This window comes from Mesorhizobium sp. BE184, assembly GCF_031457045.1.
In the GTDB taxonomy this organism is placed as follows: Bacteria; Pseudomonadota; Alphaproteobacteria; order Rhizobiales; family Rhizobiaceae; genus Mesorhizobium.
On the sequence record NZ_JAVDVU010000001.1, the window covers coordinates 1,642,421 to 1,661,335 of the forward strand.

The 18,915-nt window shown below is 61.8% G+C and carries 22 protein-coding genes and 1 pseudogene; 3 read left to right on the plus strand and 20 right to left on the minus strand.

The genetic code is table 11. The features are described from left to right. Positions 1-4: 4 nt before the first annotated feature. Genes J2X35_RS08065 through J2X35_RS08090 form a run of 6 tightly spaced genes read right to left on the minus strand, consistent with a single transcriptional unit; the run spans position 5 to position 8,874 of the window. A complete protein-coding gene (locus J2X35_RS08065) occupies positions 5-1,747 on the minus strand; it encodes a hypothetical protein (protein ID WP_310183591.1) in 1,743 nt (580 codons plus the stop codon). Between the two features lie 15 nt (positions 1,748-1,762). Further along, a complete protein-coding gene (locus J2X35_RS08070) occupies positions 1,763-5,230 on the minus strand; it encodes a hypothetical protein (RefSeq protein WP_310183593.1) in 3,468 nt (1,155 codons plus the stop codon). 21 nt (positions 5,231-5,251) lie between these two features. Next, the gene (locus J2X35_RS08075) at positions 5,252-5,680 is read right to left on the minus strand and encodes a GNAT family N-acetyltransferase (RefSeq protein WP_310183596.1); all 429 of its coding nucleotides are present in this window, start codon (positions 5,678-5,680) and stop codon (positions 5,252-5,254) included. Next, positions 5,680-6,348: a hypothetical protein gene (locus J2X35_RS08080; protein ID WP_310183598.1), complete on the minus strand. Its 669-nt coding sequence runs from the start codon at positions 6,346-6,348 to the stop codon at positions 5,680-5,682. The genes J2X35_RS08075 and J2X35_RS08080 overlap by 1 nt, the downstream gene beginning before the upstream one ends. 1 nt (position 6,349) lies before the next feature. Beyond that, positions 6,350-6,982 (minus strand): hypothetical protein, encoded by a 633-nt coding sequence (locus tag J2X35_RS08085; protein ID WP_310183600.1) that lies wholly within the window; start codon positions 6,980-6,982, stop codon positions 6,350-6,352. Further along, positions 6,982-8,874: a phage tail length tape measure family protein gene (locus J2X35_RS08090; protein ID WP_310183603.1), complete on the minus strand. Its 1,893-nt coding sequence runs from the start codon at positions 8,872-8,874 to the stop codon at positions 6,982-6,984. The genes J2X35_RS08085 and J2X35_RS08090 overlap by 1 nt, the downstream gene beginning before the upstream one ends. A 60-nt stretch (positions 8,875-8,934) precedes the next feature. On the opposite strand from J2X35_RS08090, the gene J2X35_RS08095 reads away from it, so the two are divergent. Both J2X35_RS08095 and J2X35_RS08100 read left to right on the plus strand, forming a co-directional pair. After that, positions 8,935-9,219, plus strand: coding sequence for a hypothetical protein (locus J2X35_RS08095; RefSeq protein WP_310183606.1), 285 nt, complete (start codon positions 8,935-8,937; stop codon positions 9,217-9,219). Positions 9,220-9,301: 82 nt separating this feature from the next. Next, positions 9,302-9,883 (plus strand): ATP-dependent Clp protease proteolytic subunit, encoded by a 582-nt coding sequence (locus tag J2X35_RS08100; RefSeq protein WP_310183609.1) that lies wholly within the window; start codon positions 9,302-9,304, stop codon positions 9,881-9,883. 7 nt (positions 9,884-9,890) lie between these two features. Here the strand turns inward: J2X35_RS08100 and J2X35_RS08105 are convergent, their stop codons facing one another. The 13 genes from J2X35_RS08105 to J2X35_RS08165 form a co-directional block, all read right to left on the minus strand. After that, the gene (locus J2X35_RS08105) at positions 9,891-10,085 is read right to left on the minus strand and encodes a hypothetical protein (RefSeq protein WP_310183612.1); all 195 of its coding nucleotides are present in this window, start codon (positions 10,083-10,085) and stop codon (positions 9,891-9,893) included. Between the two features lie 23 nt (positions 10,086-10,108). Beyond that, positions 10,109-10,447 (minus strand): hypothetical protein, encoded by a 339-nt coding sequence (locus J2X35_RS08110; protein ID WP_310183615.1) that lies wholly within the window; start codon positions 10,445-10,447, stop codon positions 10,109-10,111. A gap of 11 nt (positions 10,448-10,458) precedes the next feature. Next, positions 10,459-11,196, minus strand: coding sequence for a hypothetical protein (locus J2X35_RS08115; RefSeq protein WP_310183618.1), 738 nt, complete (start codon positions 11,194-11,196; stop codon positions 10,459-10,461). A 44-nt stretch (positions 11,197-11,240) separates the two neighbouring features. After that, the gene (locus J2X35_RS08120; protein ID WP_310183621.1) at positions 11,241-11,654 is read right to left on the minus strand and encodes a DUF4128 domain-containing protein; all 414 of its coding nucleotides are present in this window, start codon (positions 11,652-11,654) and stop codon (positions 11,241-11,243) included. A 9-nt stretch (positions 11,655-11,663) separates the two neighbouring features. Further along, the gene (locus J2X35_RS08125; protein ID WP_310183624.1) at positions 11,664-12,254 is read right to left on the minus strand and encodes an HNH endonuclease; all 591 of its coding nucleotides are present in this window, start codon (positions 12,252-12,254) and stop codon (positions 11,664-11,666) included. A gap of 90 nt (positions 12,255-12,344) precedes the next feature. Continuing rightward, positions 12,345-12,758, minus strand: a complete 414-nt coding sequence (locus J2X35_RS08130; protein ID WP_310183627.1) for an HK97 gp10 family phage protein — start codon at positions 12,756-12,758, stop codon at positions 12,345-12,347. Beyond that, positions 12,758-13,798: a head morphogenesis protein gene (locus tag J2X35_RS08135; protein WP_310183630.1), complete on the minus strand. Its 1,041-nt coding sequence runs from the start codon at positions 13,796-13,798 to the stop codon at positions 12,758-12,760. Before J2X35_RS08135 ends, J2X35_RS08130 begins: the two co-directional genes overlap by 1 nt. A 200-nt stretch (positions 13,799-13,998) precedes the next feature. Further along, on the minus strand, positions 13,999-14,370 hold the full coding sequence (locus tag J2X35_RS08140; protein WP_310183634.1) for a hypothetical protein: 372 nt from the start codon (positions 14,368-14,370) through the stop codon (positions 13,999-14,001). Next, positions 14,370-14,855: a DnaT-like ssDNA-binding protein gene (locus J2X35_RS08145; protein WP_310183636.1), complete on the minus strand. Its 486-nt coding sequence runs from the start codon at positions 14,853-14,855 to the stop codon at positions 14,370-14,372. The genes J2X35_RS08140 and J2X35_RS08145 overlap by 1 nt, the downstream gene beginning before the upstream one ends. 3 nt (positions 14,856-14,858) lie before the next feature. Further along, positions 14,859-15,050 (minus strand): hypothetical protein, encoded by a 192-nt coding sequence (locus tag J2X35_RS08150; RefSeq protein WP_310183638.1) that lies wholly within the window; start codon positions 15,048-15,050, stop codon positions 14,859-14,861. A 71-nt stretch (positions 15,051-15,121) separates the two neighbouring features. Beyond that, entirely contained in the window at positions 15,122-16,102 is a 981-nt protein-coding gene (locus J2X35_RS08155; RefSeq protein ID WP_310183640.1) for a DUF2184 domain-containing protein, read from the minus strand. Between the two features lie 13 nt (positions 16,103-16,115). After that, positions 16,116-16,589 (minus strand): hypothetical protein, encoded by a 474-nt coding sequence (locus J2X35_RS08160; protein ID WP_310183643.1) that lies wholly within the window; start codon positions 16,587-16,589, stop codon positions 16,116-16,118. 3 nt (positions 16,590-16,592) lie between these two features. Further along, positions 16,593-17,735 carry a DUF2213 domain-containing protein gene (locus J2X35_RS08165; RefSeq protein WP_310183647.1) on the minus strand — a complete coding sequence of 381 codons (1,143 nt, stop codon included), beginning with the start codon at positions 17,733-17,735 and terminating at the stop codon, positions 16,593-16,595. Positions 17,736-17,763: 28 nt separating this feature from the next. Here J2X35_RS08165 and J2X35_RS08170 point away from each other — a divergent pair, with 28 nt between their 5' ends. Then, complete coding sequence (locus tag J2X35_RS08170) at positions 17,764-18,198, plus strand: hypothetical protein (protein ID WP_310183650.1); 435 nt, start codon at positions 17,764-17,766, stop codon at positions 18,196-18,198. Here the strand turns inward: J2X35_RS08170 and J2X35_RS08175 are convergent. After that, a pseudogene (locus J2X35_RS08175) lies at positions 18,188-18,915 on the minus strand (hypothetical protein); the annotation flags it as partial. The gene J2X35_RS08170 and the pseudogene J2X35_RS08175 overlap by 11 nt on opposite strands.

Sequence of the window (18,915 nt, forward strand, 5' to 3'; positions counted from 1 at the left end):
TTCCTCAGAAGTAAGTGATGACTATGATCAGGCCGGAATTGCCGTTACCGCCGTTGCCGCCAATTCCCGCCTGCGATGCACCACCGCCGCCGCCGCCCTGACCAGGATAGGTGCCAGCGCCGCCATTACCGCCGTTGCCAGCCGCATATGAACCACCACCACCGCCCGCGCCGCCGTTCCCACCATTGGCAGCGCCGCCCGTGTTCGTGTTGTTCTGGAAGCCGGTCGAATACCCGGCGATGGACGCACCGCCAGCCACGCCCGCGTTCGCTGTGTTGAAGCCACCGCCCGCACCACCACCATTGCCGGCAACAGCCGAACCACCATTGCCGATGCTTCCGTTCGATGCGCCAGCGCCACCACCAGCGCCGCCATTGTCGTTGATTTGCGGTGCAGCTGTACCTACTGTCGAGCCGGCGATGCCGCCTGCGATGCCGGGGGTGCCAGCCGTCGAGCCGGAGGCCGAGCCACCAGGCTGCGTTCGCCCAGCGCCACCGCCGCCGCCCGAGCCACGTCCGGAGCCGCCGCCACCCCCGCCGCCACCGCTGTAGGCGGCAACATAGGATGAGACACTTGGGCCGAAGAATGTGTTGCCGCCGGCAGCACCATTGCCGCCGTCGCCAAGAACAGTCGCACCAGCACCACCAGCGCCGCCAGCGCCAATCGAACACGCAACAGTGGCAGGTAGGGCGGAGGCGAGATAGGTCTCGAAACCTCGACTGCCGCCACCACCACCGGCCCCGCCAGAACTTGGCGTCGCAGCAGCGACCTTTGGTCCGCCACCACCGCCGCCGCCGGCACCCCAGACGATGACGTCCACGGTCTTCGCACCCGCAGGCTTGGTCCATGTACCGTTGGAGTTGAATACCTGCACGTTGGCGACAGCGGCTTTTGTCGCGAGGGCGGCGGCGTCCACCATTGACCACTGCGCCTGGACAGGGTCGCCCTCCAGGAATGCTCCGGCCGATGCCTGGTGAGTGACATCCAACTGAGTGAAGCCTGCCGCGTCGATGACTCCTATGGTGTCGTAGATGGCAAAGACCTGGGGAGAACCCACCTTCACAACGGTGAGGATACCTCTGGCCCAGCTGTTGACGAAGCCAGCGACAAACGGAAATCCAGCAGTGGATGACTGATCGTCGAGCATGATGGCTGTGACAGCGGACGGCGTCGCACTGTTGAACCTGATCTTCCCGACTCCGGGATCGCCAATCGTGACGGAGGAGGAGAACGTGTACGGCAGGCCGGCCGAGATCCCGGGGGTGCCCGGTGATCCGGCACTCCCGCTGGCGCCCGACAAAGCAAACGGTCCATCCCAGCCTGACGCCGATTTCTTGTAGATTTCGAGCGGCTGGCCGGGTTCGACCCGCAGCCACAGATAGCCCGTCGCCGGAACAGGGTTCAGCGCGTTGCGCTCGGCCAACGTTCCCGCCCCGTCCGGATGGATGGCTGAAAGGGAAAGCTTGTTGAGGATTTGAGCGAGACGGTCATTGGTCCAAGCCGCGCGCACCGCCTCGGAAGTTTCGCGGGCAATGGCATAGGCGAGGCCAGCGCCGTTCGGGGCGGGCCATGGATAGGCCAGCGTCATCGACGTGTCGCTTTCGACCGATGCAATCGGCACCGCGATGCCTCCGCAGGAGAACATGCCGCCAGCGACCAGCGCCACGGCCCAGCCGGTGCCAGTTCCTGCGACCACGGCGCTGCCATTCGACACGGAGACCGTGCCGGTCGTGTAGTTATTGGGCATGAGGGGTTCCTTGAGTTACCGCTTCCACCAGAGGCCGGACAGCCTCGCATCCAGAGTTGCGGAAGGTACGCCTACAACAGGCAGACGCCCACGAGTGACGACCTCGTAGGTGTACGTCTCCTGCAGAACGTCTGCGTCGAGATAGAACTGACTGCCGCTTCGCGCGGGGTCTATGGGATCGTTGTTGCTGTCGAAGAACGGCAGGCTCCACAGTATTGTCAGGCCGCGACTGTCGCGGCGAGCAAGTGACATATTTCCACTCACGACAGAACTATTGTCGAAGCCTAATTCGAAGTTGAGGAAGACAGGATTAGGATTGACGTTCGTGCAGGTTATGGACGCGACGGTGTGCCATGTTCCGGGCGTCGATCCGTTCGCAGCCCCGTCCCAGAATGCAACACCGCTGTAGACGGTCGGAGGAAGAACATCACTGTCGTAGTCGGTCACAGCGCTGAACGCCATGATAGAGGTCAGCAGCGATCCGCCCTGTAGAACCTCGTCGGCGTTGAGCTTCGACGCGGTGATGTTCTCGGCAGTCAGGTCGCGGATGCGGGCATTGTTGATGTAGGTTGTGCCCTCCGAGAACAGGGCGGCGATGTCCAGCCCGTTCATGACGAAGAACTGGTCGGCGTTGACGACGAAGCGAGAGAACGGCTCGCCGGGGTCGCCGCCGACGAAGCCGACCTGCCACATGGTGGCCGATGTCACGAAGGCGTCTCCGCTGCTGGCGCGGACCGCCGCGATCAGTTCAGCTCCAACGTCTCCGGTGCCGGCCTGCGCCGTCATCTTCCACAGGCCGTCGGCCGACACATCTCCCACCTTGGCATCGACCAGATCGACACTCTCGGAGAGAGCCTCGACCTCGCCGTCGATGGTGCTGACCTGCGTCGTCAGGCCTGAGATGGCGGATGCGTTTGCTGCGATGCCCGATGCCTGATCACTCAGGTCGCTGCTGACCTGCGTGATCGCGTCGCTGTTCGCCTGAATGTCATCGCCGTGCTGCGTGACGGTGGTCTGCAGAACGCCAATCGCGCCGCCCTGCGCATCGACCTCGCCGTCAAGCGCGGTGAGCCCTGCCTGAACGCCCGTGACAGCGGTCGCCGTGGCCTCGACCTGATCGCCAAGCTCTTCGACCGCCGCATCTAGGGCAGTGAACGCCCTGGCATTGGCGCGCTGGCCGGTAACGACAACCGAGTCCTGAACCGCGGCGCGCGTCGCGATATCCGCGCCGGCAACGGCGATCTGCTCCAGCCGGGCGCGTATGTCCTCTGTCTCGAACTGCAGGGAACGAATGCGATCGTACAGACCCTGCTGAAGCTGGCTCAGATCGATCGGGTAGAGATCGAAGCCGCCAAGCCGGATGTCAAAGGTCGTCACCGGCAACCAGTTCGACCACAGCGCATCCCAATGGGCATCGACGCTTGGGATGTAGCGGCCACGCACGCCGTAGTCGGTCAGAGAGAGCAGTCCCTGCGAGATCAGCAACGATCCCGCTTCGGGCTGGTCGGTACGGCCGCCGTAGACGGTCTCCAACGTCGAAGCCAATCGGACCTCGAACTCGATGCCATCCACATCCTGAATGCGGCCCTCGGAGTTGTCCCATGTCAGGCGGATTGCGGGCCGTCGAGCGCCACCTGTGTTGTCGGTGACCACATCAGGACCGGCGAACCAGTCGACGATCGCCTGCGGCGGCGGGACGATCCGGCCGACCACGCCATCCGAAGGCTGCTGGTACTGTGTGCCGCTGTCCCAATCGAAGTCGGCGGGATCGACCTCGGTGATGTCGATGATGACATCGAGATTGCTCTTGTCGATTGATCCATCAATACGGAACAGCTTCGTCACATAGCCGTTGCGGGCCGATGTCCACGAGCAGATAACGCCCGGCACCGCATAAGGCCAAAACGCCGGCGGAAGCGACAGCGTGTGACGCCGCGCCCGTTGCCCTTCGAGCAGCGCCGAAGTCATCAGCCGCTGGACCTGCTCCGGATACGGAACGAAGTTCAGTTCGACATCGGCCATGAGCCGACGATTGCCGGCCAGCACCTCAAGATCGGTGCGGTAGATCGGTGGCGCGGTGGTGACGTTCCAGTTTTCTTTCGGGGACGGATAGGTGGCCGAGATGCCGTTGATGGTGTCAGCCAGACCGAAGAACGGCGTGAAGCTCTGCTCCTCGGTGGACAGGATATCGTCGTCGGTGAATGAGAACTCGGGCGCATCGGGCGCGCCAAGAAACATCGAATAGACGCCGCCGACTTCGGCTATCCGGCCCTGGCAGGTGGTGTTGATGGCTTCCAGTGCATTGGCCAGCGGCGCGTCGATCTGGATTTCGCCGGAACAGCGATAGGTCGGCTCGGTGCCGCCGGCGCTGGAGATCGGCGCCCGGCACTTCTCGATCTGGGTGATCCAGTTGGCGACCGGTAGCCGAGCCCCTGACATGTTCTGGACGCCATAGAACCATTGCCCGCCGAAGTTGATGCCCCGCATGAGGTTGTAGGCTTGCACCGCCGGCAGAAGATCGCCATCACCGCCCCAGGTCGCCGGCGTGTCATAGCGCTGCGGACCGGAGCCGCCGACCGAACTGTCCTTCGACGGGTCGTAGAATTTCGTTCCCGATACGACGAACTTGAACTCCGGAAAGCCGGAGAACATGTTCTTCTTGTTGCGCACGGTGATGATGGCATAGGCGACGCCGGCACCGATGCGGTTGGCGTCCCATTGCCGTGTATTGTTGCTCGCAGTGTTGACCAGAAAGGGATCGGCCGCCGTCTGGGTGCCATCGTAGAACTTCACCCACAGATGGTCGTGGTTGTCCTTTTTGTATTCAGGAACTGCAAAACCCCAATCGCTCGTCGAGGTGTTACCGAAGATCGGAATGCCACCCAGAAGCGTGATCCGGTTGGCAAGATCGCTGGCAATCTCCGGAGTGCTTGCCGGCAGCACGTATTGGCCGAGCAAGCCTTGCAGCTCGGACGGAAATCCCGGAGGAATGACGACATCCGCAGGTGGTTCGGCATCGTCGGGATTGAGGCCGGCGTCGAGATTGAACTGCGCCAGCGCCAACAGGCCGAGAAGATTGTTGTCCCCGGCTGACTGGACGTAGTCCGCCATGCGCAGCGATACCTTCTCGCCGTTGACCCAAAGCTCATCGACTTTCGAGACCGGAAGGTCGCTGAGGGCAATGACGTAGCTCAGAAAGGCATTTTCAGTATCGTTGTCCTTTCCCCAGGAGTTGACCCAGACAAGCGAACCGGCTGTCGCATAGCGGCCGATGATAAAAGAGCGAGGGACATCGCCGCCGCCCTGGATTTTACCGTTGATGGCAAAGGACGGGTCTTTTGGCTTACCGGCAACGGCCTGGGCGAGCAGGTTGAGCCCGATGCTCACTGCCGTCTTCAGCAGGAACGATCGGATCGCTCCCAAACTGCCGATAAAGGTCGAGATCGCCGAGAACGCCCCGGCAATCGCGGTGAAAATGGCCATGACTTGTCCCGGTGATTGGCGCTACAGCGCCTTGACGAAATGTGTTTCGGCAGCGGCATAGCCGCGCCTCTCGTAGATCCTGCTCACATCGTTCGTGGCGAGCGATGCCATGCCGATCGTGACGCAGCCCTGTTCACGCGCCCATGTCTCATAGGCGTCGAGCATGGCCAGGGTTCCGCGTCCGCGCGATCCCGGTGCGACGTACCAGACGGTTTCCTTGGCCCAGCGACCAGCGCCGAAGGGATGGTCGAAGGTGCGGGCCATCAGGAGGCCTGACGGCAAGTCGCCGAGCACGAGGCAACAGGCGTTTGCGTCACCGAGATGTTGCTTGAACAATCGCTCGGCGACGGCCGCTTGAAACGGGAAGGTGAAGCCGGCAGCGGCGTGGCTTTCGCGCAGCAGCGCCACCACTTTGAAGCGGTCGCGGTCGTCGGCGTTGCGGATGATCATCAAAAGATGCCGAGGAATTTCTTCTTCTTCGGCTGTGTAGGCATCTTGCCCTTCTGGCTGCCCCAGAAGACTTCCCAATCCGAGACCGTCGCCGTATCGGCATAGAACGTATCGACGGGGTTGCGCTTGCGCTGACTGGCGTCGGAGCGAGTATCAGGATTGGCCCGCGTCATTTCCTGCGTATGGCTGGCGCAGGTCATCGTCACCGCTCCTTCGTCACCCTCCTTCGGTGTCGAAATCTCGATCTGATCGACAAAGCCGACGAACCGACACACGGCCGGCGCCGTCATCAACCGGGTCTCGGGATCGAACAGGCCGCGGTAGATTTCGACGCGCGCCTGCTTGCAGTCGTACAGCCGAACCAGCTCGGCAACGCGATCATCGACCTGGCTGAGCTGGATGGTGACGTTCTGCACCGTCAGGTTGGAGACGAGCGGAATATCGCTGATGGCGACCAGGGTCCCCGATCCCTGCCAAGTCCGGCTGCTTTCCATGCCGGTGTCTGGATCGATCACGGATGCCGTGATGGTGCCAACATCGGACCACATGCCATCCGTGACCGGAGCACCAGTGTCGCGATCGCGGGCGACAATCCAGAGGAAATCGCGGGCGACAAGCGCGCGCTGTTGCAGCAGGGCGAGGGTCGAGGCGGAGACAGAACGGGCCATGTCAGATCACCTGCATCGCGCTAAAGGAGATCGATCCGTGCATGCCGTCCACAATCGATTGTTGGATGCTGTCCGGCTGTAGGCAGAAGAGCGCGGGAGGCTTCTTGAGCACAACAGGAGTGCTCACCGTCGCGCCGGGGCGGATATAGGGACGGACTTCGAACTCGGACGTCAAACCGGAACCGTTCGCCGTGACCGTCTCCATTACCTGATGGAGAGCCCGCGATGGCCCTGCCCCATAGTCGAAAGCCAGATAGTCTCCCCGTGACAGCACGAAGCCGGCGGCCAAAAGCTTGAGCGACAACGACTTGCCATTTGTGCCAAGCGAATTGATCTGGCCGCTGTCGGTGAAGGCGCCAGTCGGATAGGCACGCGGATAGGGCCTGCGAAGATCATAAGCGTAGAATGTACCGATCACGCCATCCAGCGAGTTGAGCACAGCCTCGTAGTCGAGGAGATCGGTGTTGAGCATCGGGCCGGTCTGCCAAGTCGCCGTCCACAGCGCGGAGCCGAATGACTTGCCGTAAGTGCGGCCGTTCCCAGTACGGCTAAATTCCTGGCGCTCCTGAAGCCGGAATGTCTGATCGCTGAACCCGACGGCCAGCACATCGGTACGCGGTGATGCGAGCGCCATTACAGCGCCCGTGTCTTTTGGGCTTTGCGCACCGCCGCAACGGTCTTGGCTTCGAACTCATGGCGATCCTTGGCCATCTGCTGCCTCAGCCTGTCGATGTCTTCGGTCGTGCCAGTGACGTTGTAAGACGGGGCATAGGTGAACTGCATGGGTGATGCGACGTTCTGGTTTGCGGCACCACCACCCGCCATGACGCCGAGTTGGCCCTGACTGTTGCGACGAAGCGGAAGGATACCCTCCGGCCCCGCCTCACCCATGAGGCCGGCGCCATTTGCCATCGGGAACATCGTCGGGCGGGACACAATGCCACCGCGCGCGAAGGGGATGACGTTGCCGCGGTCGAAAGCGCCACCGTTGGCGTAGAGACCGCCGGTGCTGTTGACGCCGCCGCCGCCCGGGAAGACGTTCAGCCCGCCGCCGGCGCCGAACAGCCAGCTCAACCAGCCTCCGCCGCCCGATCCTCCGCCAATCTGCTGCGCTTTGATCAGGTTCATGATCAGTTGCTCAACGAGTGGAATGGCCTGCTGCAAGGCATCTTTCCAGGACATGGTGCCAGTGGCGAGACCTGTCAGGATATCGACACCGCCTTCGCCGAACCTATTCCAGGCATCGGCCGTCATCTTGGCCTGACGCTGGAGGTTGCGCATTTCCTCCTTGACGCCATCGCTGACCTTGCGGAGGTCCTCCCAAGGGTCAATCGCATTTGCCGCCGCCTCTCGCAGTGCTCGACCGGCTGACCGAGCCGCCCTTTCCTGTTCGATCAAAAATTGCGATTTGGTCGCGTTCGCGCGGACAGTCTGAAGTTCATCCTCATTGATGAATTTGCCACCAGAAGAATAGACTGGAGGGATTGTTCCAAGCCGGCCAAGCTTCTGGGCAGCGAGAAGCGCGGCGACATCTGCGCGCGCCTGCTGAGCAGCAGCGCTCACACCCATCAATTTCTCTGCCAGCCCCCCAAACGCGCCGGCCAGACTGTCAGCAGCCGGAAGACCGTACTTCGCCATTACGTCATTAAGGGCCTGCTGCACCGCGCGGGCATCTTCTGCCGTGGCGGTGTTATCCGCGACCTTCGCCTGAAGATTGGCGAATGCATCCTGAAGCCGAGCGGTATCCGCAACAGCTTGGTCGCCAAAGCCAGACAAAGTGGTGACCATATCGGCCACCGAGACGTTCAGATCTTGAACTTGTTGCCGGATTGCATCGTAGCGAGCGCCCGCGACGAGTTCACCACCTTCGATGAGATCGGCGGCGTCACGCGCCCGGTTCAATTCATCGACATAAGCCTTGATCGCTGGAACCGCCTCGCCCCAACGATCAGCGATGTCTTTGACGAGAGATGCCTGCCGCTTAAGTTCCTCTGCCGACTTTTCGCCGTCAGAGATGAGTGACGTGAAGTATTGGATTGCCGCGCCACCGGCTCCAATGATTGCAATTGTCGCCAGTGACACGGGGTTTAGGAGTGACAGGAAGGCTCCCCCAAGTGCCGTGATGGCTCCTCGCGCACCAGATTGCCCAAACACCTGGTTCAACTGTGTTCCCTGCTGGATTGCTACCAAGAAGGGCGAGGTGCCAGAGGCTAACTGTACGCCGATGTCATTGAGCTGTGCAGCGACGTTTGCGGTCGCGAACTTCGTATTCTGTAGCGACCGAGTGAATTGCTCGTTGGCGTTGGCTGCCTGACGCGCTGCATTCCCCGCGCGTGTCAGCGCCGCAGCTTCTGCTTGCGCGCTGGCCGTCAACGACTTCGCAGCATTCGCGGCCTCGGTCGTCTTTCCGGAAAGCGCTTTCGCTGCAGCTTCTGCTTTACCGCTCGCCGCGGTCAGGCTGTTAAGCTCGAGAGTAGCTCGATCGGCGTCAGATGTGACCCGAATTCCAAGTTCGGCGACCGTCATGCTCTTTGCCTTTGTGTTGAACGTGAGATAGCTTCGCCGGCCTTGGTGGAGGCAGATTCATTGGAAACGTCGTTTAAGGTGTTGATTGCTGCCGCCTGCGTCGTGATCATTGCGGCGGGCGGCTACTATTTTTGGGGCGAGTACCAAGAATCGATGCGAGTGCAGGCTGCGAAGGCTGCTGCATCAGAGACGGCGGCCATGGAGAGAGATGCTGCCAGGAAGGCTGCCGATGAAGCGGTCATCGCGGACTGCAAGCGGCGCGTCCCGTCCGCATCGACTGACAATCTGAAGGCGCTTTATGAGCAATGCTTGGCAGACAGTCGCAAGCTCAATCTGACGAACTGATCCGAAGCCCATCGACCCCTTCAAGTAGCCTCGACAACTCCCCTCGCCCGCGCGATGATATTGTGGGGTTAGGGGGAAGATCATGACGGAAGTTCATTCGCAGAATGGCACCGGAAAACGTGCCGCGCTGTGCTTCGTTGGGCCGATTGCGCATCCATGGACGCAATCTCTCAGAAACGTCCTTTGCGGGCTGGCCAATGATGGGGTCACAGACCTTACTTTATTGATGAGCAGTACTGGCGGAAATCTCACCGAGGGCTTTGCAATCTACAATCTCATGCAGAGCCTGCCGTATCAAATCCATACCCACAATATCGGCTCGGTACATTCGATCGCAAACGTCATCTTTATTGGCGGCTCAAAGAGGACAGCTTCCCCAGAGTCGAGCTTTATGTTCCATGGATTTTCATGGACCTTCGGTCAGGAGACTCTTGATGAAGCTCAGATAGCCGAGCGGACGGGCACAATGATTACAGGCCGTGCCGAGTATGTGAGCATTTTCAGTAGCCGTACCAAATGGAATGCTGAAACGTTCGAGCAGCGAAAGCTGTTCGATCGAGCGCGCATCGTGACACCGGCTGAAGCGCTGGAGGCTAACATCATCAGTCGAGTTGACCATTTGCCTGTACTTCCTGGAATACCGATACTGAACGTCGCCATCTGATACCGCTTCAAAACATCGCGTCGAACAGTTCGGCGGTCATAGGCTGGCTTGAGACAACCGTGTCGGCTGCCGGCTCTGCGCTCCCGAAGACAGCGCGATACTTGTCACAGCAGCCCTCGTAGGCGATCTGGATGGCATTCACGTCGGTGCGCAGCGCCTGTTCCTCGGTCCAGCCTATCCAACCCAAGGCAATCATCGCCATCTCGTCATAGAACTCGACGAGGCTTATCCGTTCTTCGGAGGGTTTGCCTCTCCCGATCCTCCGGTCGTCGGACGGCCACCATTGGCAATGATGGTGCAGAACTCGATGGCCTTCGGCGCCAACGCGGAAGCGCCGGTGGACCAGACAGCCTCCGCCACGTCCTTCGGCTCCTTACCAAGACCGAGCGCGATCACGCCGGTGAGCATGTCGAGATCGAACTTGGTCAGCGCCTCGACCGCGGCCACGATGCCGCCGCTCATGCGGGAGATGCCCTGAGCCGCCTTGAGGGATGGCCGGAGCGTGACCGTTTCGCCGTCGAGTTCGATATCGACATTGCCCGCGCCAAGTTGTGCTTTGCTCATGCTTTCCCTCCTCAACCCAGCGCCGCGACGCGGGCATAATTCGTGTTCGGCATGATGCTGCAGTTCAGCATCTGAACCGTATTGGCATCGCCATTGCCTTCCTCAGCAGAGGTGACCATGCCCATGAACATGCGCTTCGACGGGGTCGGCACCGTGGTCGCTGTGTGTGTGCCCGACTGCGTGCCGGACGTGGTGATGGCCGTGCCGCCGGGGGTCGCCGCAACAGAGAAGGAATTAGCGGTGAGACCAGTTGCGGCAACGTAGTATGTCGTGCCAGCGGTGATGCCGGTCGGCAAGGCGCCAGTGGTCGAGAACTTCACCGGGGTGCCGGCGAGCAGGCCGTGAGCCGTCCATGACACGACACCGGGCGCGGCAATGGTGACTGTGGCCGCCGAAGACTTCGGCACCGGGGCGTCGTTGAGATCGATGCGGAACGGGTAGTTGTAGTCGGACTGCTCCGCCGCGATCATGGCGAGCTGGCCGGGATCGCTGAGATTGAGGGCAAAGTTATCCGAACGGGTCGGAGCCTGCCGCGTGCCCTTCAGATTGATGGTGCGGCGGCGATTGATCAGATTCGTGGCGATGTTCTCGGCGCCATCGCCGGAATTGCCCATGGTCTGATAGTTGCCGACGGGAACCCATGTCACGGACGCGAACGATGCTTCGGTCACATCGGTATCGGGAAGGTCGACAGGGGCCGAGCCGATATAGAACAGGCACCCCGCCACAGGCGAGACTTTGATAGGCATGGCCTATCTCCTTTCAGGTTTTGGGATGCCTTGCCGAAGGGCGGTTAGGCGAAGCACTCCACCGGCACGGTGACCGGCACCAGCAAATGCGTATCGTCATCCATGGGCTGGGCGACGGTTGGCGCGGCGGTTACGCGGACCAGCACATCGCCGTAGGGCATGTGAAGATCGGCCGGGAACCAGGCTGCCACCTGACCAGCGATCTCAACCGCCACAGCTACGGGCTGGTTTTTCTTGGCGAACACGTCAACCTGCAGAAGCCCGAGGCGTTGATGGGGATCTGATCCGGCCAGAAACAGGCGGCGGTTCAGATTCGGAACGTGCGCGACCCTCAGATACCCGCCTGTCGGTTTGGTGAAGCTCTCATTCGGCCACGCAACCGGCAGCACAGGCGACAGCACAAGAGCCTGCACGCGGGCTTTGAGGGCCAGCCAGATCGATGTTTCGATAGATGGCATCCGCAGTTCCTATTCGAGCCATGCCCAGTGCCGGCGGTGCAGGATATCGTTGACTGTCATGATGTGGACGCCGAACTTCTCGGCGATTTCGCGCTGGACCATGCTCCCCGCCAGCTTGCGAATGGCCCGGACATCATCCTCGGTCAGCCTGGACGTTGGCTGCTTTTCGCCTCGCGTGGACCGACCGTGAACCACCATGTCCGCACTATTGTCGGCGTTCGTGCCCCAATACAGATGCCCCGGATTGACGCACGCTTCGTGACCGTTGCCGCAACGATGGCAGGCAATATGATCTGGCGACAGCGCAGGCCCGTTAGCCATCTCGCATATGTGGTGATGGGCGAGCGAACTCTCCCCAATTCCCATGTTGATGCCGGCCCGCCCGTCTTCCCGCCGAAAGAAGGGCCAAGGAAGGCAATCCTCACCTTGATAAGGGAGTGCTACAGCCTCGATCCAAGCGAGCACGTCGCCTTTCGGCGTCCGGCCTGCCAACGGATCACCATGCCGACAGAGACGATGATAGTGAGAACTGCACAGGCCGCGAGTGATCCTGCCACCCTTGCCACAACCTTCGATCTTGCATACGGATTTGTCAGCCACTCGAACCTCCTACGTTCGGGCTTTGGTTAGGGCCGACGCGGTGTTACCAGCACCAAATCTGCCCGCACATTCTACTTCCCTTTCAGGTACTTACAAGCCCAATCGCTGTTTTACTCGGGCGGCGACTTCATCAACAATCATCGGCCACCGTTGGGCGGCAAGCGTTACCCATGGTCTAGGCGCTCGCCCTTGCGCCCCGTACGCCACAAAAGCCGCGTAATTCGCCGTGTAGCCGAGATAGATCGTATCGCCGAGGTCGGCACCGTTGATGACCAGAACGATGTCGCCAAGGTCTGCCGGCACCGATACGCCCGGATTGGCGCGGGTCAGCTGCGGCATCGCGGTAGTCGAGGCCATGAGCGAGGCGCGGAGGAAGCCTGTGTCGACGGGCGCGAGCTGGCCGAGCTGGCTGACCAGTTCCTGCGCCGCTTCCTTGAACACGACCTCAAGCGCGTTTGGCACCTTCTGGCACCAGTTGCCCACGGTTGCGGCGAACGATGCCATCACTGCACCAGCGTTGCGGCGAAATCGATCTTGTATTCGCAGAAACACTTGCAACCCAGCGTATGCCGCGCCGGCACGCCCGGTGCATGCGGATACGGTATCGCAGTTCCATCCGGCGCCATGAAAGGCTGATCGAACCTGACCACCTGTCCTGCCATAGCGACGTGCTGGAGTCGGGGCCGTTCCTGCGCCGTATGCCTCCACGTCTTCGTCACGGTGTCGGCCCGGACATTGCCCTTCGTGATCTGATCGCGAAACGCGATGTCTCTCGATTCGCCAAGGGCCGCGAATGTCTCATGCAGCGAGATCGTGTCGGCTCGGAGCTTGAGCAGGCCGTCGGCGTAGCGTGATGTGATCCTGGCTACCATGTCCGCCGGCAGCGGCTTTCCTTCCCTGATCGCCTTCGCAACGGTCCTGTCGAACCGCTTGTCGCGCCGGCCACGGTCGAGATAGTTCCGCATGGCCGCAGGATCGCCAGAGGATAGCTCCCGACGCGCGTTATCGACGTAGCCGGCCTGTTGTGCCGTCAGACCGATGACGCCACCCTCACGCGTTCCTGTGACGCGGTTGACCCTGCCAACGACATCGAGCGCCGTACGGGTCGGGTTGTCGCCTCGGGCGAGGCCCGCTTCCAGAGCCGTCCTGATGGCCGTCTCCTGATCCTGCACGATGCCGGTGATCAGCGTCGACGAGTGCAGCCGAAGCCATTCCTCGGCGGCCAGGTTGCGCATGTCCCACCGGACAACGATGGTGTGGCCGAATGGGTCACGCAGCGTGGGCATGCCTTCGACCGCAGCGACACCGCCGCCGTTGAAAGCGGCTCTTATGGCCTCATCCAGCGGCCGGAACGCGGCTTCGTCCAGATGCATCGCCTTGATGGCGCCGTTGATGTCGAAGCGCTCCAGGCGCTCTACAACACGCCGCAGGACGATGTTCGACGTGATGTCGTCGATCGCGTCGAGGAATGCAATGCGAAGTATTGGTTCGAACTGCTGGACAAGGATGCCGAAGCGTTCTCGAGAACTGAGCCGTCTAAGCATGACTCGACTCCAAGTTGAATCTCTGTCAGTGTCCCGCAATTGGCTTGGGAGGAAATAATGAAAGCTTTGTTTGCGCTAATTCTTTTGGCTGCAACGCTCGGTAGTTCACTTTCATTCGCCGGCAATTGCCAACACGACTCTGACACGGCTGCCGATGGCTCGCGCTGCGGTGGCCGCTCCGCAGATAGCCGCCCCGGCGGTTAACTCGCGCACCACACCTTCCAGGCCACGACCGTTCCGGCCGGAGGTACTGGCGTCAGGTTTGAAATTACACGCTCGACCCCGTCGATGACGATCTTGTCCGTGAGCGCTGGCTTCACGACCGGGACGGCGAACGTCACCATGTCGCCGGTCTCAACGATCAGCACGCCGTTCTCGTAGCGCTGGTGAAGGCGCTTGACTGCGGCTGACAGCGGATAGGTGGTCACCGTCTCGATCGGCGGGTCCCATTCCTCGGCCCCCGGCGTCGTGGTGACGCGCTTGAGCGATACAACGCCCTGCCCAAGGCCGTCGTCCTCCTCTGGCGCAAGGACTTCCTGCACCATGTCCGCCATCTCGTCGTAGAAGCCCATCACACCACCGCGATTGCGGGCTCAAGGAACGCTGGCCCGATCAACGGGGCGAGCAGCCCCTCAATGATGGTCGAAACCGGACTATCCGGGGCGAACACACTGCCGCCGCCCGGTTCGAAGAACTCGCGCTCGATGCCTTCGACCTTTTGCCGCTTCACGCGCTTGGCCGGATCAGTGACGATTGCCAGCGACCCGGGCTTCGTCGCCTCGATGTAGGCGGCCATGTAGCTGGCGTCGATTACACGCTGGGGAACGAGGGTATCGGCCAGCGTAGAGCCGTAAATCGTCGCCCCTGTGCGCGGCCATGCCCGGTCCTGATCCAGTCCCCCGGTGGGCGAACCGGGAAACCGATAGCCATAAGTACCGTCAATGTAGACGGAGCCGCGCTGGCGGAGCACGGCAGCAGCGGGGGCGCCATCGGGTAGGCTGTAGCCGTTGGCTGCCAGCCAGTCCGTCAGGCCCTGATCGTCGCCATAGCCGGCCATGGCTTATTTGCCCTTTGCCTGCTTGTTGGCTGGCTCGACAACCGTAATCTCGATGTCCGGAGAGTGGTGCATGACCTCGACCTCGAACGCGCTCAACTCGACCGTGATCTCGCCGTTCGCAGGCAGGATCGCAGGCCCTTTCAGCGTCGAGACATCGTAGGGGATGCTGGACAGGTTCTTAAGGCGGTGAGCCATGGGGTCTTGCTCCGATTGAATAGATGTCCCGCCCGACAAAGTGCCGGGCGGGGTTTGCCCTTGGGGGCCGATTACGGAGCCGGCAGGATGCCGTCGAGGTAGTAGAACGTGGCCAGCGTCTGGTAGTCGAGGCCGCCGGTGCGGAAGATGCCGGGAACCTGCCAGTTGAGCGGGCCGTCCTGATAGACCGGCAGGAACTGGTGAGGCATCGGAAGGTCGAGCTTCACGTAGTTCTGGTCGTTCTTGTACGCGACCATGCGGCCGCCGCCGACGACGGTCTGCGTCGAAGCGGTGCGCAGGAACGGAACGGCGCGGATGGTCAGCTGCCGGCCCGTGCTCAGCGTGTAGACGTTGGTCTTCAGCAGCCAGGACAGGATCGTGTCGTTGCCGAGCGAGTTGAACGGCGTCGATGCGATCAGGTTGAAGGCCTCCATCGGCAGCAGGATCGTGTCGGCGTATTCCAGGGTGTTCGTCGCCACATTGATGGCGGTGAGCGCCTGGTTCACGTCGCGCAGGATCTGCGTGGCCGTCTTGGTGACCGTGCCGTCATTGGCGATCCAGTGGCGGGCCGAACCGGTGCCGTCATTGGTCGCCGCAACCGGAGTGACGCCGGCATTGTTGATCAGGCCGGCCTTGCCCTTTTCAGTGGAGCCCTGGATGGTCAGGTCCCACATGAACTTGGTGTAGGCGAGCTTGGCAGCGCGAGCACGGCGGGCCGAGAGCGGTGCGCCGACCTGATAGGCCGTGTTCACCTCCTCGATGTTGTACTGGTAGCCGATGGCCGCCAGATGGAACGTGCTCGTCTGCATGGCCTGGCCAACGTCGGCCAGGGGAATATCCTTCGAATAACCGGACTGCCACTTGGCTGCGCCGGTCAGGTCGGACGTGTAGGTCAGGACACCCGGCGACCACGTCGGCCCGGTGGTGTCGACGAAGACCAGCCGGCCGAAGTCCCAGTCCGGGAACCGGGCCTCGTATACCTGCTGGTTGACCTTGAACGCCTGCGCCTGGATGAACGCCAGAGCCTGCGCGTCGTTGAGAAGGTTGTTCATTGTGCGGGGCTCCTTACGAGGCGACCGAGAGGGACGGCACAGGGCGGACGTAACGGACGACGCCGATCGATCCGCTCGAACCGGCCTCGGCGAACTGGGCGCCGGGGATGGTTGCGACCGTTGCGGACTGCGCCGCGCTGGTCCATGTGCCGTTGGAGAGGTTGAAGCGCGCCTGAGCGCCTTCGGTGACGTCGGCGCCGAGCAGCACCCCGATCACGCCCATGGTGCAGATCGGGACGTTCTCATACTGGGCGTGGTTGTCGCCGACATGCGCCTGCACCTGGCTGGCCTCGGAGATGCCGAGGATGTTCTGCGCCGTCGCCGTCAGGATGACGCAGGTATGCGCGCCAGAGCCAGGGACAACAGGAACGCCGAACGGGATCGCGGTCGCGCCGGAGTTCGTCCGGGTGATCGCGTTCCATTCCTCCATGTTGGCGCGACGGCCAAGAGCATAGGCGGCAATGGACTGGGAAAAGGTCATCGGCATGGCTTAGGCCTCCTTGCGCCAGGCGTTGAGGTCGGTGACGCTCTGGGTCCAGGCCTGATCAGCCTGACTGGTCGCGTCGTTGGTCTGGAGACCGCCCTGCACGATGGTGCGGAACGGATCAGCGCCGCCGGCCTTCTTCGCCGCGTCCTCGACGAGGATGTCGAAGCGGGCGTCGATATAGGCGTCGGCCTTGTCGGCCACAGCGGCATCGCCGAGGGCCGCAGTGACGGCGGCCTTGCGGATCGCGGCATCGCTGAGGCCATCGGTCTTGATGTCCTTGGCGACTGCCTTGGCCTTGCCGATCAGATCGGCGCGGGCCGTGACCTTCTTGTCGAGGTCGGCATCGGACAAGGCCTTGGCCTTGAGGCCGTCGATCTCGGCGTCCTTCTTGGCGAGGTCGGCATCCTTGGCAGCGAGAGCGGCCTGATGCTTGGTCTCGGCGTCGGTGAGCTTCGCTGCGGACGATGCAAGATCGCCGAGCAGCTTGGAAATGGCCGTGGCGCCAGCATCGGTCGTTTCGACCTGGAGCCCATCGACCAGCACTTTGCGCAGATCCATTTCTGGTATCCTTTCATCTGCTGTCTGGAGTGTGACAGGGCTCGCGCCCCACTTCCCGACATCGTCACCGATGCGAGCCTTGGAACCTGCCCGGGCCTTGTCGACGAGGGCGAGGTGATTGATCTTGATGCCGAGCTGCTGGGCATCGAAGGGCTGGCCGTCTGCGGTCTTGCCAGGGGTCCAGTCCAGCGAGCACTCATAGCCTGCCGACAGTTCCCGCTTGCCGCTCTCAACCGCATTGATGGCCCTGGCATCCTTCAGGATCAGCGGAAGCATGACCCACTCGCCGTCCTTCTTGGCGGCCGTGCTGACTTCGCCGACCGCGAGCGTCGACCAGTTCGACGCATCGACCGCCACATCGGGATGATCGATGGTGATCGGGGCATGGCTGAAAGACTGCAGGCTGTCCTGCGCGAACACCTGATCCGCACCGCGATAGACGCGCACCACCGGCATTTCCGGCTTGCCGACCTCGGACCCGGCGTAAAGCTGGATGCCGGTGCGCACGGCGCGCGCCTCGGCGACCAGGTAGCCGTCGGCGGTCCGGCGCGGCTTCCCCGCGACGGTTACAGCGTCGGTAAATTGCATTATCGTGTGCCTTGGATTGGAGACCGCCATGGAAGCTAAACAGGCCAGTCGGTACGACCTGACAAAGCTATTTGAACGACCGGCAAAGCGGATGAAAGTCGAGTATCGCAATGCGGGATCGTCAGTTGCCGAAGCGAGAAAGTATTTCCTCGGTCTGCTGAATCGTCAGCAAGTTGTCGCGTTTAGGGAAGGTGAGCGGGCTCTCGCCGTGTTGGGTTGGGACGACAGTGATGGGGTGATGGACACCTCGTTTGTCGCCGTCGAGGAGTATTTCGACGTTCGTTACGTCAGGTTTCTCCGGAGATACGTCAGACAGTTCCAGAGCGAGCGCGGCGGCCTTGAAATCACATCCAACAGCTTTTCTGAAGACCCTCGCACTCCGAAGTGGTTCAAAATGTTGGGCTTTCAACTGTCAACGACAGATGGCGTTCACCGCATCTATGTCCTGCCAGCTACGGCATAACTTCCTCGAAAATCTCGGCACCTAGCACGATCTTGCCGCGGTACGGCTCGATGCTCCCCAGATCGATCGCCGCCTTGGTGAGCGAAATATGAGGCTGGTAGTCCTCGAAATCGTGGCTGGCCCCTGCCTTGACGATCTCCTCGTGCCGCCAGCAAAGCTGTGACGAGGCGAACATCAGAACGGCGGTCATATTGCCCAGCGGCTCGACGACGCGCGGCCCGCCCGGCGGAATGGTGAGCTTGCCGCCGTTCTCATTGCCCCATTCGCTTGCATTGCCAGCCTTGATCCAGTCCAGCGGCGCACGGCTGTAGACGATGGTTACGTGCAGATCGTCGACCAGATCGGGAATGCCCTGTTTTCTAGCCCAAGCGGCGATCTCGGCAGCGTTCACCACGTCCCGGCGCACATACAGTGTGCGAGGCGCGGCGTCGCGCGTCTCGCCACGATAGTAGGCGTAGAGCGCCTCCACCTCCTCTTGTGTCCGGGGCGGGAGTCCCCGGTTCCAGCGAGCTACAGCATCGTTGGCGATCTGCTTCGGCTCGGGCTTGGCGGCCTGCTCCAGCGCGGCAGCGGCGGCCTGTTCCTCCAGGCTGGGCTCCTGCTCACTGAGCGAGCCGTATTCTGTGTTTCGGCGTGCAATTTTGACCCCGTTTTTGGGGTAACCGGCATCCAAATTTGACCCCCCAATTTTAATTCGGATTGGTCCATTCGTTCTGC